Below are 17,751 nucleotides of genomic sequence, written 5' to 3' on the forward strand. Positions count from 1 at the left end.
AGGAGGGGTTAAATGCTTTTATCTGAGCTCGCGGATAAAGAACTAATCCAGATGAGTGATGGAGTCCGCTGCGGGTTGCTTGCGGAAACAGAGTGTTTATTAGATCCGAAAACAGGGCAAATTTATGGATTTGAATTAGTCCAAAGAGGTTATCGCTTGCCATTTCAATCAAAAGATCAAAAACCGCAGTCCTATATTCCATGGACAGAAATTTCACTGATTGGCGAAGACCGAATTTTATTCAAAAAAACACAACCACTGAAATCGGGGTACACAAAATGATAAATGAAAAATGGTTAATCCTTGGAAGAGATTTGCGGTTCAAAGAATTGGCCCTCTATTTGTCACTAGATTATGAGCAGGTTATTTACAAATATACAGACAAGTGGAATGAGGAGCTCCAACAAATCATTGAGACGGAAAAGCCTGAGCGGATTGTGTTGCCAATCCAAGCGCCAGAAATTCCTCGCGGTGCATTCGAGGGCCTCCCATCGAATGCTGTAATATTTGTCGGTAAAAGCAATCAAAGTCTACAACAGGAATTTCTGCAATTAAAAGAGGAGCAGGTGATCTATTATCTGCAGGATGAATCGTATATATGGCTGAATGCTAGATTGACCTCTGAAGGAATGCTGCGGGCATTTTATGATTTAGAAAATACTTCAGTATTTGACAAATCATTTTGTATTACAGGATTTGGCCGTGTAGCTAAGATGCTTGCCTACATGTTCCATAAATTGGGTGCAAATGTTCATATTTTGGCAAGATCCAACAGCCAAATTCAAGAGGCCATTGCCTATGGCTACGTTGCAGATCAATTGATACCGGAGAATACAACAGAACACGATTACTTAATTAATACAATTCCGAATAAATGGTTTACTGTAGATTTCTATAATGCATTAGAAAAAAAATTGAACATATTTGATGTAGCATCATCACCAGGCTGCCTTAATATAGAAGAGAGAGAGAAGCTTATTTATACATTCCTTCCTGGTTTGCCCGGCAAGTATTTCCCACAAGATGCTGCAGACTTGCTTGCACAGGTGATTGTACGAAAAAATAACGAACTAAAGGAGGAATAATATGCTACAAGGCAAACGGATTGGGTTAGGGATTACTGCTTCCCATTGCACGTATGCAGACGTAATACCTAAAATCACTTCTCTCACTGAATTAGGGGCAACTGTTGTCCCGATTATCACGCATTCTGTTTTAACAGCGGCGACTCGTTTTGGTACAGGAGAAGAATGGATTGAGAAAATAGAGAGCTTGGCAGGCAATGAGGTGGTAAAAAGCATTGCGGAGGCAGAGCCATTTGGACCCTCAAATCCTTTAGATTGTATGGTCATTGCTCCGATGACAGGGAACTCTATCAGTAAATTTGCTAATGCCGCAACTGACTCTCCTGTATTAATGGCGGCGAAAGCAACTTTAAGAAATGGAAGCCCAGTAGTTCTTGGGATTTCTACGAATGATGCGCTAGGACTTAATGGAATAAATGTTATGAAGCTATTAAACACAAAAAATATCTTCTTTATCCCGTTTGGGCAAGATGATCCTATCAATAAGCCAAATTCTCTTATATCTGATTTTACGTTGATGGCAAAAACAGTAGAAGCTTCATTAAATAAAGCACAATTGCAACCATTATTGATTCAATATACTAAATAATTTAATTATTATATAAATAACTAGGTAAGTATGATACAATAGCGCCATTACTTGGATGATTAGCTGAGGAGCGATGTATAATGACGAAAAAATATACAGTAGCAGTAGTAGGTGCCACAGGGGCTGTAGGTACAAAAATTATTGAACAATTAATCAAACGTAAATTCCCTATGGCACAATTAAAACCTTTAGCGTCAAAGCGCTCTGCCGGAAAAGAATTAGCAGTAGGCAATGAGCGTTATAAAATAGAAGAAGCTACCCCAGAAGCGTTTGATGGGATAGATTTTGCCTTTTTTAGCGCTGGAGGATCCGTTTCTAAGGAACTTGCGCCTGAAGCTGCAAAACGCGGAGCAATCGTAATTGATAATACAAGTGCATTTCGAATGGATCCAGATACGCCTCTTGTAGTACCTGAAGTAAATCCTAATGATCTTGCAACACATCAGGGCATTATAGCCAATCCAAATTGTTCTACCATACAAATGGTCGCAGCACTTCAGCCAATCCGGCAAGCATTTGGGTTGAAGAAAATAATCGTATCTACATATCAAGCTGTATCCGGAGCAGGAATCAGTGCCGTAAATGAGCTAAAAGAACAAAGCGTCCATTTTGATGAGCCTACAGGAATAGAGGCCCAAATCTTACCTGTAAAAAGCGATAAGAAGCACTATCCTATTGCACGCAATGTGATACCACAAATCGATGTATTTACAGAAAACGGCTTTACCTATGAAGAAATGAAAATGATTAATGAAACCAAAAAAATTCTGCATGATGAAGCATTACCAGTAGCGGCAACTTGTGTACGCGTGCCAGTAACAGTAGGGCACTCTGAATCAGTTTATATTGAAATAGAGCGAAATGGTGTGTCAGTAGAAGAAATAAAAGAGATTTTAAAAACAGCTCCGGGGGTAGTATTACATGATGACCCTGCAACACAGCACTATCCTATGCCATTATATTCAGATGGTTTGGATGATGTATTTGTAGGTCGAATTCGCAAGGACTTAACAGAAGATACAGGTTTTCATCTATGGATTGTAGCTGATAATTTGTTGAAAGGAGCTGCGCTAAACTCTATCCAAATCGCTGAAAAAATGATTGAAGATGGACTAAAGTAAGGAGGCAGCTGAGTGAATATTGGTCGTATTGCGACAGCTATGATTACGCCGTTCCATGAAGATGGGACCATTCACTATGAAGAGATTGCTAGATTGATTGAGCATTTAATTGCGAATGGGACAGATTCACTTGTCGTCTGTGGAACGACAGGTGAATCTCCTACTTTAAGTTCTGAAGAAAAGATAAGAATATTTCAATATGTTGTGCAAAAAGCTAATAAGAGAATTCCAGTCATTGCAGGAACAGGAAGTAACAATACAAAAGAATCAATACTGTTAACACAGAAGGCAGAAGCTGCAGGTGTTGACGGCATTATGCTAGTGGCACCGTATTATAATAAACCTAGCCAACAGGGGATGTACGAACATTTTGCAGCTATTGCGCAAGCGACTTCTCTGCCGGTTATGCTCTACAACATTCCGGGAAGATCAGGTGTTAATATGACACCAGAAACCGTTCTTGCATTAAGTGATATTCCAAATATACAAATAGTCAAAGAAGCAAGTGGAAGTTTAGATCAAATGGCAGAAATTTTAGCGAATGCCCCGCAAGGATTTCAAGTATATTCTGGAGATGACGGTTTAACATTGCCGTTACTCAGCATCGGGGGATCAGGCATTGTATCTGTAGCTTCCCATTTAGTTGGATATGATATGCAAAAAATGATGAAGGCATATTATGATGGTGAGCATGAAAAAGCTGCCCGCATTCATCAAGCGCTACTGCCACTTATACGGGCACTATTTGCAACGCCTAGCCCTTCTACTTTAAAGTATGCCTTAGCAAAGCAAGGATTAGGTACGGAGAGTGTAAGGCTGCCTATTATTTCTTTAACAGCTGAGGAGAAGAGGGCATATGATCTTGCTTGGAGAGAATATGAAGAAAAGCAAAAGAGTTTTGACTAAGGTGTATATGAGACAAAGGAATTTTCATAATTAAACTCAGCAGTGATTATAACGGAATGAATGATTTAGAAGGTCCACATTTGAACGAACACAGATGATTCGAGAATGGGTGACATTGACCCATTCTTTTTTGTTTGTGAAAACGCTCAACTATCTATATAATGGGAGTAAGTGGTTTGTGTTCGGGATTAATTTAGGAGGAAAACAAGTGGCAAAAACAATAACAAAAAATGAAGTAATACGCGTCATCCCATTGGGCGGCGTGTGTGAAGTCGGCAAAGCAATGTACGTTATCGAAATTGATGAAGAAATCTTTGTCGTGGATAGCGGCCTTATGTTTCCGGAAGACGAAATGTTAGGCATTGATTATGTCATACCAGACATATCTTACTTAGTCGAAAATAAATCACGTGTAAAAGGTATTTTCTTAACACATGGACATGAAGATGCTATCGGATCTGTCGCATATTTACTACAAAAAGTGAACGCGCCGGTTTATGGATCTAAATTGACGATCGCATTAGCAAAAGAACATTTGAAAGAATTGCCTGCACCATATCAAATTAAGTTTTTTGAGGTAACGAGCAAGAGTCGCATGAACTTCCAAACGACTTATGTGACATTCTTCCATACTACACACAGTATCCCAGATTCATTGGGTATTGCTTTCCATACAAGTGAAGGTGCAATTGTCCATACAGGCGAATTTAAGTTTGACCAATCAGCAAAAGGCAAATATAAGCCAGATCTTGCAAAAATGGCAAACTTGGGTGAAGAAGGCGTCTTTATCTTGATGTCTGATTCTACTGAAGCAGAACGTCCTGGCTATACAATTCCCGAAAATGTTGTACAGGAGAAGTTAGCAAAAACTTTTCATAATGCAGAAGGCCGTATTTTAGTTGCGCTATATGCTTCTAATTTTATCCGTATCCAGCAAGTATTTGATCAAGCAACTGATGCTGATCGAAAAATCGCTGTTATAGGTAAAAGCTTAGAGCATGCATTTGAAGTTGGTATGCGCCTGGGTTACTTATCTGTTGATCCTGACAGAATTATCCCAGCAAATAAAATGAATGATTATGCAGATGAAGAAATTGTGGCGATTATAACAGGAAATCAAGGTGAACCACTAGAAGGATTAGAAAAAATTATCCGCAAACACCACCGCGATATCCGTATTAAAAATACAGACACAGTTCTTATTACTTTCACACCTTCACCAGGGATGGAAGTCCAAATCGCAGACACAATGAACAGCCTTGCAAAAGCAGGAGCAAAAGTGTTGTCTGCTGATAAAAAAGTGCATGTTTCAGGGCACGGCTCGCAAGAAGATTTGAAATTAATGCTGAATTTAATGCGACCAAAATACTTTATCCCAATTCAAGGCGACTACCGTATGTTAATAGCTCACTCAAAGTTGGCGCAACAAACAGGTATGTCTAAAGCCCAAATATTTATTGCAGATAAAGGAGATATTGTAGAATATAAAGGCGGCAAAATGCGTATGAGTGGCCGTGTCACTGCCGGTAACGTGCTAATTGACGGTATAGGCGTAGGCGATGTAGGCAATATTGTATTACGCGATCGTAAATTGCTAAGTCAAGATGGTATATTCATCGTAGTTGTGACCATCAACCGCAAAGAGAAAAAAGTTGCTTCTGGTCCAGAAATTTTATCAAGAGGCTTTGTATATGTAAGAGAATCAGAAGAATTATTAAGTGAGTCTTCTGAATTAGTTCGCGCTGTTGTCGAAAGTTATGTGAATAAAGGCTCGTACGAATGGACAAGTATAAAACAAGAAATCCGTGACACGCTAAACTCTTATTTATTCCAAAAAACCAAAAGAAGACCAATGATTATCCCTATTATTATGGAATATTAGCGTTATGCGGGAAAAAGGATTTCCTTACCTCTTAAAAATGGTAGGAAATCCTTTTTCCGTTTTATTATGTACATGATAAAGATATTCTTCCAAAACAAAAAGATTGTAAAAAACCTTAATCAACGAAAGAAAGTAGGTGGTTGCATGGCAAAAAAAGCAACGAAAAAGAAACCTGCAAAGAGTAAAAAAACAGTCAGCAAAAAAACGAAAAAAGCTACGAAGACGCAACCATTGGTATATGAAATCATAGGATTAATACTAATTGGCCTTGCGATTATTATCTTTTTTGAGTATGGAATTGTAGGAAAGGCGTTCCAATACATTGCCTTATTTTTATTTGGGAATTGGGCTATCATCGTTCCTTTCTTGTTCATCGTGAGTGCGTTGTTACTAATGGTCAAACGCACAATTCCTAATCTGAAAAACCGCCTGATCGGTGGTGTCTTACTAATTACAGGTGGTTTAACATTATTCAGCCACATTTCCTTGTTCGAGCAACTGTTTAATGGTCAAGCCTTGCACAATAATTCGGTTTTAAAAGAAACATGGAGAGTGCTTGTTACTTCAGGAGGAATTAAAGAGCATTCTCATGCATTAGGAGGAGGTATGATTGGGGCTATCCTTTTTGCTTGTTTCTTCGCTTTATTTGATGCAGCAGGTGCCAATATCGCAGGATGGCTAATGGTGTTAATTGGACTCCTTTTAATTACTGGTAAAGCCCTAATTCCTTATATCGCTGGCAAATGGCCAACGATTAAACAGTCAATTATGGAAATGAAAGAAGAGTCAGAGGACACTGTAAGCAGGCGCCAAGAAGCAAAGAGTAAGAAAAAGAAAGAGAGAAAAAGAAAAGCTGCGGTGTCTGAAGAGGAAACTATCGAACATACCGTTAATGATGAAGAATATCATGCAGCAACAATCCCCGAGCAACCAAAAGAGCCAATCATTTCTGCCTTTACGCAACGAATTCAACAACAAGATCAGCCTGTAGCAGATATTCCTGAAGAAGAACCTGAAACAGCTGCAGATACAATTGATGCTGCTGTAATATCTGCAGCAGAGGTGGAGAATGAGGCGTATCAATTACCAGCTATGGCTACTTTAAAATTACCACCGCATACGGATCAAAGCGGCGAATTTCAATTAATTCAAGGGAATGCTAAGAAATTAGAGCAAACATTCCAATCATTCGGTGTAAAAGCCACAGTTACCCAAGTTCATTTAGGCCCTGCAGTAACGGAATATGAGGTATTGCCAGACAGAGGCGTGAAGGTTAGCAAAATCGTAGGATTGCAAGATGATTTAGCTTTAGCCCTGGCTGCTAAGGATATTAGAATAGAGGCGCCAATACCTGGAAAATCGGCTGTTGGTATTGAAGTTCCTAATAAAGAGGTCGCTATAGTTAGCCTAAGAGAAGTGCTAGAATCCAAAGAAAACAATAAGCCGGATGAAAAGTTATTGATCGGTTTAGGAAGAGATATTACCGGTGAAGCAAAACTTGCACAGCTGAACAAAATGCCACATTTATTAGTAGCAGGATCAACGGGGAGTGGGAAGTCCGTTTGTATTAATGGCATTATTATTAGTATTCTTATGCGTGCAAAGCCTCATGAAGTAAAAATGATGATGATTGATCCGAAGATGGTAGAATTGAACGTTTATAATGGGATTCCACATTTATTGGCGCCAGTTGTGACAGATGCAAGAAAAGCGTCACAAGCGTTGAAAAAAGTCGTAGATGAGATGGAAAGACGCTACGATTTGTTTTCACATACGGGAACACGCAATATAGAGGGATATAATGCACATATCGAACGTTTTAATAAAGAAAATGGAGAGAAGCATCCCAAGATGCCGTTTATTGTGGTTATTGTTGATGAGTTAGCCGATTTGATGATGGTAGCCTCAAGTGATGTGGAAGATTCAATTACACGCTTAGCGCAAATGGCTAGAGCAGCAGGCATACACCTCATTATCGCAACACAAAGACCAAGTGTGGATGTTATTACAGGTATTATTAAAGCTAACATCCCATCGAGAATAGCATTCGCTGTATCTTCCGCAATCGATTCTCGAACTATTCTTGATATGGGAGGAGCGGAACGCTTGCTTGGTAGGGGGGATATGCTATTTTTACCAGCTGGGCAGTCGAAGCCGGTACGCGTACAAGGGGCTTTTGTCTCAGACCAAGAAGTAGAACAGATTGTAGACTTTGTTATAGCACAGCAAAAAGCCCAATACCAAGAGGAAATGATTCCTACTGAAGAAGAGGAAATTACAGACTTGGATGATACAGATGACCTCTTTGAAGAAGCTGTTAATTTGGTAGCTAGCCAAGATACTGCATCTGTATCTTATCTGCAAAGAAAATTAAAGATAGGATACGCTAGAGCCGCTCGTATCATGGATCAGATGGAGGAAAGAGGTATTGTCGGACCAGCTGAAAAAAGCAAACCAAGAGAAGTATTAATCGGGAAATAGCACGTCCGGCAATTATGAATTTTCTAACAAAGTAACGAAAAATAGCAAATTCAACAATTTTTAAAAATTTATTAACTGTTTTAACACAGTTTTTTTCGAAAGTTATTTATTTCGTTATTTAAAAGTGTTATAGTATGACTGATTAGTAGGAATGTTTTACGTCAGATGTCTGATCTCTACTGGTGGTGGTTAATTTGACAATAAAGTCTGACCAGCGTCATCTCTATCTTCAAGTGATCGATCATCTTAAGGCAGACATAGAAAAAGGGATTTACAAAGAAAATGAAAAACTACCATCTGAATTTGAGTTGTCGAAGACACTTGGGGTAAGTCGTGCGACGCTTCGGGAAGCACTAAGACTTTTGGAAGAAGAAAATATTATTGTTAGAAGACATGGTGTGGGAACCTTTGTGAATCCAAAGCCCATATTTACTTCAGGCATTGAACAGTTATCAAGTATTTCTTCTATGATAGAAGATGCAGGTATGCAGCCCGGTACAGTCTATTTAAACTCTACCGAGCTGCTTCCGAATGACGAAGATTTAAAACGCTTTCAATGTGATGCTGGCGATCCGATAATTACGATTGAACGGGTCCGTACAGCTGACGATAATCCTGTGGTATATTGTATCGACCAAGTACCTTCAAACTATTTGCCGAAAGATTTTTTGAAAAGACGCAATCTATCGATATTTCAAGCATTAGAAGAATCAGGGGACATACATGTTGCTTATGCGGTCACTTATATTGATCCGATTGGCTATCATGGGCACGTTTCGCCTATCTTAGAATGCGGACGCGAGACAGCTCTCTTGTTGCTGAAGCAGTTCCATTATGATGAACAAGAACGGCTGGTCTTATATTCGAAAAACTATTTTAGAGCTGATAAATTCAGCTTCCATGTAATACGTAAACGCGTATAAATGTATTCATTCCTGCTATCGTCAATAACAAATTTAATTAATTTACTTTTTGGGAGGATTTCAAGTGAAAAAGCGTAAAATTGGTTTAGCACTTTCTGCACTTCTAGCTTCTGGTACATTGCTTGCGGCATGTGGATCAGACAAAGGGGACGAATCGAAAAAAAGCGGTAGTGATAAAGATAAATTCTCAGTAGCAATGGTTACTGATATCGGTGGTATCGATGACCGTTCATTCAACCAATCAACTTGGGAAGGTATCGAGAAGTTTGGTGAAGAGAATGGAATGAAAAAAGGTAACGGTGGCTTCGACTACCTTCAATCAGCTTCTGAAAGTGATTACAATACAAACCTTAACAACCTTGTTCGCCGTAATTTCGATTTAGTATATGCTGTAGGTTTCAATTTGCATGATGCTACATCTGAAGTTGCAAAACAACAAAAAGACGCTAAATTTGCCATTATTGACTCAGTTATTGAAGGTCAAGATAATGTTGCATCAATCATGTTCCGTGCTAACGAAGCTTCATACCTAGCAGGTGCTGCAGCGGCTTTACAATCCAAAACAGGTAAAATCGGATTTATCGGCGGTGTAGAAGGCGATATTATCGGTGGATTCGAAGCTGGCTTTGTTGCAGGCGCTAAAGCGGCAAATCCAAAAGTAAAAATTGATATCCAATATGCAGGTTCATTCGGTGATGCTTCTAAAGGTCAAGCAATCGCAAAACGTATGTATGATTCAGGCACAGACATTATCATGCATGCTGCAGGCGGTACAGGAAACGGCCTATTCACTGAAGCAAAAGAACGCAAGAAAAAAGATGCTAAGGCCGATGTATGGGTAATCGGTGTAGACCGCGACCAATACGATGAAGGAAAAGTGGATGATAAAACAAACATCACTTTAACTTCTGTTCTTAAACGTGTTGATACTGCTGCTGAAAAAGTATCTAAAGATACTAAAGACGGCAAATTCCCAGGCGGCAAAACAATTACATTTGGTCTAAAAGACAAAGGTGTTGACTTAGCTGACGACCACGGCGTATTTACTGACGACACTAAGAAGAAAATTGATGAATTCAAAGAAAAAATTATTAGCGGCGACATTACAGTTCCAGAAAAACCTGAAAAATAGTGTCACCTTCATATCATAAAGGCCAGTTATTGGTCTTTATGATCTTTTTATCTATTTTTTAGTTTAAAGATTAATAGACGAAGGGTTTCGAAGAGCCTTTTTACAATACCCTTATTCTTATTTTTTTGAACATTTTTTATACTGCTAGATTGTGAATAAATGTTTGAAAATAAAATAGTCTCTTCAATTCCTTCTTGTGTTAATTTTTTAACCAAAGATTTTAATTGATATACCGTCATATTATATTGATCGATTAAGGGAGTGAGCAAAATGGATTATGTCATTGAGATGCTTGGAATACGCAAACAATTTGGCGATTTCGTAGCAAATGATAATATTACTCTTCAACTTAAGAAGGGTGAAATACATGCGTTATTAGGAGAAAATGGCGCAGGGAAATCGACGCTGATGAACGTGTTATTCGGTCTATATCAACCGGAAGCGGGAGTTATTAAAGTGAATGGTAAAGAGGTCAAAATCACCGATCCAAATAAGGCTAATGATCTTGGGATTGGGATGGTACACCAACACTTTATGTTAGTCGAAAACTTTACGGTAACTGAAAATATCATTTTGGGTAGTGAACCTACGAAAATGGGTTTAGTTAATATCCGAGATGCTGCAAAGAAAGTTCAGCAGTTATCTGAAAAGTACGGATTAAATGTTGATCCATATGCGAAAATTGAAGATATTTCGGTTGGTATGCAACAACGTGTCGAAATTTTAAAGACGCTCTACCGCGGAGCTGAAATGTTAATCTTTGACGAACCGACTGCATCATTAACACCACAAGAAATTAATGAATTGATACAAATTATGAAACGCTTGATTAAAGAAGGCAAATCTATCATTTTAATCACCCATAAATTAAAAGAAATTATGGATGTATCAGATAGAGTAACGATTATCCGTAAAGGGCAAGGGATTGGCACTGTTACTACTGCAGAAACTAATCCAGACCAACTGGCTGAAATGATGGTAGGTCGTCAGGTTGTATTTAAAACGGAAAAAACAACTGCTCATCCAAAAGATGTAGTATTGAACATTGAGAACTTAACTGTCCAAGATAATCGTGGAATTGATCGTGTTAAAGATTTGTCTTTAGCTGTAAGAGCTGGTGAGATAGTTGGTATTGCTGGTATAGACGGCAATGGACAATCAGAGTTGATTGAAGCGATTACTGGGCTTCGTAAAGTGAAAAGTGGCCAGATATCGCTTAACGGCAAGGATATTACCGGCAAGAAAACACGTAAAATCACGGAATCAGGGATTGGCCATATTCCGCAAGACCGTCATAAACATGGCTTAGTACTTGATTTTCCAATTGGACATAATATCGTCTTACAAACGTATTACCAATCACCTGTATCAAAGGGTGGCATTATTGATTACAAACGTGTTAATAGCATTGCACGCAATATTATTGAGGAATATGACGTGCGTACACCAAGTGAAATGACGCAGGCGAGAGCACTATCAGGTGGTAACCAGCAAAAAGCGATTATCGGCCGTGAAATTAATCGGGATCCAGATCTTTTGATCGCTGCGCTACCAACTCGTGGACTTGATGTTGGGGCGATTGAATTTATCCATAAGCGTTTAATTGAACAACGTGATAAAGGCAAAGCAGTACTATTGATTTCCTTTGAGCTGGATGAGGTAATGAATGTCTCTGATAACATCGCTGTAATTCACGATGGATCAATTATTGATACCGTTTCGCCAAAAGAAACAACAGAGCAAGAATTGGGCCTATTAATGGCTGGCCATTCACTTGGCCATAGTAAAAAGGTAGGTGACGCATAGTGTCTAAAAGAGTAGTAAATATTCTAGTTCCACTTATTTCGATTGTGTTAGGTTTAATTATTGGCGCAATCGTCATGCTTATTAGCGGTTTTAACCCAGTGGATGGTTATATCGCTCTGTGGAACGGGGTATTCGGCAGCAGTTATAACATGGGCGAAACAGTTCGCCAGATCACGCCGTATGTGTTCGCCGGTTTGGCAGTAGCATTCGCGTTTCGTACAGGATTATTTAACATCGGGGTAGAAGGCCAACTGATCGTAGGTTGGTTAGCAGCAGCTTATGTTGGCTCTGCTTTCGACCTTCCCAAGATTATTCATCTACCATTAGCTTTGCTTGCAGCAGCTGCTGCAGGTGCTCTATGGGCGTTTATTCCAGGCCTATTAAAGGCTAAATTACAGGTCCATGAAGTTATCGTTACCATTATGATGAACTATATTGCATTGCATGTAGCCAATGCGACTATATCTGCATTATCTGATGGGGGCGATAAGACAGAAAAAATTCACGATTCTGCTTCACTTCGTTCTCCTTTCTTTGAATCTCTTACCGATTATTCAAGATTGCATTGGGGTTTTCTAATTGCCCTAATTGCGGTGTTAATCATGTGGTTTATTTTAGAAAAGACAACACAAGGCTATGAATTAAAATCAGTCGGTTTTAACCAAAATGCTTCAGAATATGCTGGTATGAATGTTAGCAAAAATATCATTCTAGCAATGGTTATCTCAGGAGCTTTTGCAGGTCTTGGAGGCGCTATGGAGGGTCTAGGTACCTTCGGTAATATTACTAAAATGACAGGCTTTACTGGTATTGGTTTTGATGGGATTGCGGTTGCGTTGCTTGGAGCAAACCAGCCATTTGGCGTACTACTTGGCGCAATACTTTTTGGCGGATTAAAAAATGGCGGTCTCAATATGCCGAATGAAGCTGGCATACCAGTGGAAATCGTATCCATTGTTATCGCATTAATTATCTTCTTCGTAGCATCAGGTTATATTATTCGTGTGGGCTTAGACCGTTTAAGCAAGAAAAAAAAGGAGGGAAAATAACATGAGCTTTTTAGATGTGTTATATTTTATTATTCCTTCTGCAATCTACTATGCAGCACCATTGATCATGACAGCCATTGGCGGCGTATTTACTGAACGATCAGGCGTTGTCAATATTGGACTTGAAGGGGTTATGATTATCGGCGCATTCAGCAGTATTGTATTCAACTTAAAGTATGCTGCTACACTTGGCGGATGGACGCCATGGGTTGGCCTGCTCGTTGCATTGGCTGTAGGTGCGGTCTTTTCTTTAATCCTTGCTGTTGCAGCTGTTTCATTCCGAGCTGACCAAACAGTAGCAGGGGTTGCGCTAAACTTATTAGGATTAGCAGTAGCTGTTTTCTCTATTAAAATGATTTATGATAAAGGACAAACAGATTCAATTTCTGAACGTTTCTCTCGTTTTGATATACCGGTTTTAAAGGACATCCCACTGCTTGGAAAAATGTTCTTTACAGATGTATACGGTACGTCCATCTTTGCGATTGTCGTAGCGTTTATTGCATGGTTTATTATTTATAAAACACCTTTTGGCTTACGCCTACGTTCTGTCGGGGAGCACCCAATGGCAGCTGATACAATGGGTGTTAATGTTACCAAAATGCGTTATATTGCAGTAATGATTTCTGGTGCATTAGGTGGTATTGGTGGAGCGATTTACGCTCAAGCAATCGCTGGGAACTTCAGCGCGACAACCATTAGCGGTCAAGGTTTCATGGCACTTGCTGCTATGATCTTTGGTAAATGGCATCCACTGGGCGCTCTTGGGGCTGCGTTATTCTTTGGTCTAGCACAATCGTTAAGTATTGCCGGTGCTTCAATCCCTTATGTAAAAGATGTGCCTCAAGTTATTCTATTAATCTTGCCTTACGTTTTAACAATACTAGCACTTGCTGGATTTATTGGAAAAGCCAAAGCACCAAAAGCTTCGGGTACACCATATATTAAAGGCAAAAGATAATTTAAAAGAGACTATGCAGTCGTTGTACTGTGTAGTCTTTTTTTGTGGAAATTATAAGTGTATTTCCGGTTAGTAGTTTATTAGTATTTCTACCTACTGATAAAGAAACCATTAGTTGTTGATTGTCATCTTCTAACTCAGTTAATACTGTCCAAGAACTCTAAGCAACACCCATAATTCATCTCATTTACAATAGTTGCAATTTTATTCAATTGGCATGTATAGTTGGAGTAATGGATTGTTATATTAATTAGATAGGAGGGGTTTGAATGTTTAAAACGACAGAAATAGCAAAAGACGTTTATATTCATACAAGATCAACTGATCAATTCAAAACCATTAATTTTTCAATTAAATTCCGTAGGCCTTTACAAGTGGAAGAGGCAGCAGAAAGAACTGTATTAACAAATGTTTTACAACACAGTAATGCCAAGTACCCATCACCTGCAAGTATGAGAATGCATTTAGATGATTTATATGGAACAGTCCTTTACCTAGATACAACGAAAAAAGGCAATGAACATACAGTATTGTTAAATGTTGAAACGGTTAATGATCACTATTTACAACACGGTGATGTGCTGGACCATGTATTAGAATTGATGAACACGGTCCTATTCGACCCTAACTTTGTAAATGGAGAATTCAAAGAAAATATCGTAGCACGTGAAAAAGAAATGGTGAGAGAACGGATTCAATCTATTTTTGATGAAAAATCACGTTATGCTCAAAATCGATTAAATCACTTTTTGGCACCTGACCATCCTGCTTCTATTTCTGCAAATGGCACAATCCCTGCAGTTGAAGCGATTACACCCCAATCATTAACTAATACATATCAACGCATGATTGCTGAAGATGTGATTGATATATATGTAGTTGGCGATATCGACGAAGAGAAAATGATAGCTGATTTGAAAACAGCCTTACCATTCCAAGATCGCAAAGCCCCTTTCCAACAGAATGAATTGCCAAAAATCCAGTCAACAGAATCTTATGTGCATGAAAAACAAGAAATGAAACAAGGCAAATTGCATATTGGTTTTACTGTACCTGTTTTCTTTACTGATGCTGATTTTCCGAAAATGCAAATTTTCAATGGCATCTTTGGTGGCTACCCACATTCAAAATTATTTATGAATGTTCGTGAAAAAGAGAGTATGGCCTATTACTGCTCAAGTTCGTATTCTGCACAATATGGCTTGGTTTATGTGATGTCAGGCATTGATACTGAAAACGTGAAAAAAGCGACACAATTAATTGACGAACAATTAGAGGCCATGTCTCGTGGTGAAATTACAGACTTGGAAATAAGCCAAACCAAAGCAATGCTTCAAAACCAATTAAAAGAAGCGTTGGATTCAGCGCGTGGTCAAATCGAAATTTATGATCAATACAAAGAATTAGATCCAGTATTCAAAGTGGAGCATTGGCAGGAAAAATGGAAAGCCGTGACAAAGGAAGATATAGTCGATATGGCAAAGCAATTGCATAAAGAAACCGTCTATTTCTTAAGTGGAATGGAGGAGAAAAAATAATGGAACCAATTTATTTTGAGCAATTAGATGAGACGCTTTATTATGAAAAGCTTGAAAATGGTCTAGACGTTTATATTTTGCCGAAAAAAGGATTTTCTAAAACGTTTGTAACCTTTACTACAAAATACGGTTCAGTGGACCGCTCGTTTGTACCGCTTGGTGAAAAAGAGGCTGTTACAGTCCCTGATGGTATTGCGCACTTCTTAGAGCATAAGATGTTTGAAAAAGAAGATGGAGATGTCTTTCAAAAGTTTAGCCAATATGGTGCTTCGGCAAATGCCTTTACGTCATTTACAAGAACTGCTTATTTGTTCTCGGCCACTAATAATGTCAAAGAGAGTACAGAAACTTTATTAGATTTTGTCCAAGAACCATACTTTACAGAGAAAACTGTAAATAAGGAAAAAGGTATTATCGGGCAAGAAATCACTATGTATGATGACCAGCCTGATTGGCGCTTATACTTTGGCACAATTGAAAATATGTTTAAAGAACATCCTGTAAAGATTGATATTGCGGGAACTGTAGAATCTATTGATAAAATTACGGCAGAACATTTATACACTTGCTACCACACGTTCTATCATCCATCCAATATGCTGTTATTTGCTATTGGAGCACTTGAGCCAGAAGAAATGCTTGATCTCATCAAGAGTAACCAAGCTAAAAAGACTTTTGAAAAACCTGAAGAAATTAAACGAATCGAAGTATCAGAACCAAAAGAAGTTGCGATTCCTGAACGAACTCTTCATATGGATGTATCAAAGTCTAAGGTATCTGTCGGGTTGAAAGCGAAAGAAACAGATTTGTCTGGTCGTGAGATGCTAAAAAATGAACTTGCTATTAGTTTAGCTTTAGACGTTTTGTTTGGCCGCTCATCTGATTTTTATACAAAAGTTTATGATGAAGGTTTAATCGACGAATCCTACTCCTATGACTTTTCATTGGAACATGGTTTTGGGTTTGCTATGATTAGCTCCGATACACATAAGCCGGATAAATTAGTGGAAGCGATTAAAGACCAATTACAGAAAGCGGAAGAAAAGTGGCCGTTTGGTGAAGAAGAATTAGAAAGGGTAAAACGCAGACGAATCGGCTTTAACCTAAGAGCTCTTAATTCGATTGAGTATATCGCTAATCAATTTACGCGTTATAAATTTAATGAAATGAATCTGTTTGATTCGGTAGAAGTCATTGAAGAATTGAACGTGTCTGATGTTCAAAAAGCGTTCCAATCCTTGCAAGGTGAATCTCAACAAACTGTATTTACGATATTGCCGCTTTCAAAAGAAAAAGAAGAATCCAAATGAAAAAATTTGCATTAGTATTAGGCGCTTCCGGTTCAATCGGGAGTGCCATTTGTAGTGAGTTGGCAGCGAACGGCTGGTCTTTATATATGCAATATAACCACAATGTCGCTGGGATGCAGCAGCTGGCTGAAGAATTGATTCAACAGTATCCCAAGCAAGAATTCATGCCGATACGAGCTGATTTATCAAAAGAAGAAGCAGCTGAACAAATTAGCCAGTCGATTTTTACAATACATGCTATAGTCATTGCTAGCGGCCATGCGCTATACAAGCTTTGTGAAGATACCGATGCAAATGAAATGGGTTATCTTTTTAAAGTGCATGTTGAAACACCAATACAGTTAATAGGGATTCTATCTCAAAAATTACGCCAGCATGAGATTAGTTATGTTACTTTTATTGGTTCTATTTGGGGAGAGGCAGGCGGATCATTTGAATCTGTGTACTCCGCAGCAAAAGGAGCAATCCATACGTTTGTGAAAGCATATGCAAAAGAAGTTGCATATAATGGCATTCGTGTAAATGCTGTGGCTCCTGGTTTTATCGAGACCAAAATGAATGGACATTTATCGGAAGATGAGAAGGCTAGTCTAATAGAAGAAATCCCATTAGCACGTGGAGGGAAACCAGAGGAGGTCGCATATTTGGTCGATTTTTTACTATCTGGCAAAGCGGATTACATGACAGGCCAAATACTTCGATTAAATGGTGGCTGGTATATTTAATGATTGCTTACAACCTAAAGGTGCAGACATATATGGTATATTTTTGGAGGGTCTGTTACCTTTTTTAGAATTATAAAAAGCTTCACTTATTACCTCAAGTAATTCCTCTCATTTCAATTTAATAATAAAAGACTTTACATGAGGGAATATTAGTATCAAATATTATGAAATGCATATAGAAGACTTTCTAATTTTTTGTAATATAGAGTACTATTCGTCCTTAGCTATTGTTTGCTTTAGATT

At 38.5% G+C, this 17,751-nt stretch carries 15 protein-coding genes; all 15 read left to right on the forward strand.

Annotation, left to right across the window (positions count from 1 at the left end):
• The first annotated feature begins 12 nt into the window (after window positions 1–12).
• The 15 genes from M2M59_RS05300 (at window position 13) to ymfI (ending at window position 17,508) form a co-directional block, all read left to right on the forward strand.
• A complete protein-coding gene (locus tag M2M59_RS05300; protein ID WP_066785752.1) occupies window positions 13–282 on the forward strand; it encodes a YlmC/YmxH family sporulation protein in 270 nt (89 codons plus the stop codon).
• Window positions 279–1,085, forward strand: coding sequence for a dipicolinate synthase (locus M2M59_RS05305; protein WP_249775701.1), 807 nt, complete (start codon window positions 279–281; stop codon window positions 1,083–1,085). The genes M2M59_RS05300 and M2M59_RS05305 overlap by 4 nt, the downstream gene beginning before the upstream one ends.
• Window position 1,086: 1 nt before the next feature.
• A complete protein-coding gene (locus M2M59_RS05310; protein WP_147194087.1) occupies window positions 1,087–1,674 on the forward strand; it encodes a dipicolinate synthase subunit B in 588 nt (195 codons plus the stop codon).
• A gap of 80 nt (window positions 1,675–1,754) precedes the next feature.
• The gene (locus tag M2M59_RS05315; protein WP_147194085.1) at window positions 1,755–2,795 is read left to right on the forward strand and encodes an aspartate-semialdehyde dehydrogenase; all 1,041 of its coding nucleotides are present in this window, start codon (window positions 1,755–1,757) and stop codon (window positions 2,793–2,795) included.
• Between the two features lie 12 nt (window positions 2,796–2,807).
• On the forward strand, window positions 2,808–3,701 hold the full coding sequence (gene dapA, locus M2M59_RS05320; protein WP_249775702.1) for a 4-hydroxy-tetrahydrodipicolinate synthase: 894 nt from the start codon (window positions 2,808–2,810) through the stop codon (window positions 3,699–3,701).
• A 208-nt stretch (window positions 3,702–3,909) separates the two neighbouring features.
• The gene (locus M2M59_RS05325) at window positions 3,910–5,583 is read left to right on the forward strand and encodes a ribonuclease J (protein ID WP_066785766.1); all 1,674 of its coding nucleotides are present in this window, start codon (window positions 3,910–3,912) and stop codon (window positions 5,581–5,583) included.
• A 144-nt stretch (window positions 5,584–5,727) separates the two neighbouring features.
• Window positions 5,728–8,064, forward strand: coding sequence for an FtsK/SpoIIIE family DNA translocase (locus M2M59_RS05330; RefSeq protein WP_147194081.1), 2,337 nt, complete (start codon window positions 5,728–5,730; stop codon window positions 8,062–8,064).
• Window positions 8,065–8,258: 194 nt separating this feature from the next.
• Window positions 8,259–8,987 carry a GntR family transcriptional regulator gene (locus M2M59_RS05335; RefSeq protein WP_066785771.1) on the forward strand — a complete coding sequence of 243 codons (729 nt, stop codon included), beginning with the start codon at window positions 8,259–8,261 and terminating at the stop codon, window positions 8,985–8,987.
• Between the two features lie 64 nt (window positions 8,988–9,051).
• A complete protein-coding gene (locus tag M2M59_RS05340; RefSeq protein ID WP_249775703.1) occupies window positions 9,052–10,119 on the forward strand; it encodes a BMP family lipoprotein in 1,068 nt (355 codons plus the stop codon).
• A gap of 270 nt (window positions 10,120–10,389) precedes the next feature.
• Complete coding sequence (locus M2M59_RS05345; protein WP_249775704.1) at window positions 10,390–11,925, forward strand: ABC transporter ATP-binding protein; 1,536 nt, start codon at window positions 10,390–10,392, stop codon at window positions 11,923–11,925.
• Window positions 11,925–12,974, forward strand: a complete 1,050-nt coding sequence (locus M2M59_RS05350; RefSeq protein ID WP_066785777.1) for an ABC transporter permease — start codon at window positions 11,925–11,927, stop codon at window positions 12,972–12,974. The genes M2M59_RS05345 and M2M59_RS05350 overlap by 1 nt, the downstream gene beginning before the upstream one ends.
• Before the next feature lies 1 nt (window position 12,975).
• Window positions 12,976–13,935 (forward strand): ABC transporter permease, encoded by a 960-nt coding sequence (locus tag M2M59_RS05355; RefSeq protein WP_147194075.1) that lies wholly within the window; start codon window positions 12,976–12,978, stop codon window positions 13,933–13,935.
• A gap of 269 nt (window positions 13,936–14,204) precedes the next feature.
• The gene (gene yfmF, locus M2M59_RS05360; protein WP_249775705.1) at window positions 14,205–15,473 is read left to right on the forward strand and encodes an EF-P 5-aminopentanol modification-associated protein YfmF; all 1,269 of its coding nucleotides are present in this window, start codon (window positions 14,205–14,207) and stop codon (window positions 15,471–15,473) included.
• Window positions 15,473–16,783, forward strand: coding sequence for an EF-P 5-aminopentanol modification-associated protein YfmH (yfmH, locus tag M2M59_RS05365; RefSeq protein WP_147194072.1), 1,311 nt, complete (start codon window positions 15,473–15,475; stop codon window positions 16,781–16,783). Before yfmF ends, yfmH begins: the two co-directional genes overlap by 1 nt.
• The gene (gene ymfI / locus M2M59_RS05370; RefSeq protein WP_249775706.1) at window positions 16,780–17,508 is read left to right on the forward strand and encodes an elongation factor P 5-aminopentanone reductase; all 729 of its coding nucleotides are present in this window, start codon (window positions 16,780–16,782) and stop codon (window positions 17,506–17,508) included. The genes yfmH and ymfI overlap by 4 nt, the downstream gene beginning before the upstream one ends.
• Window positions 17,509–17,751: the final 243 nt, after the last annotated feature.

The organism is Rummeliibacillus sp. G93, assembly GCF_023515935.1.
Lineage (GTDB): Bacteria > Bacillota > Bacilli > Bacillales_A > Planococcaceae > Rummeliibacillus > Rummeliibacillus stabekisii.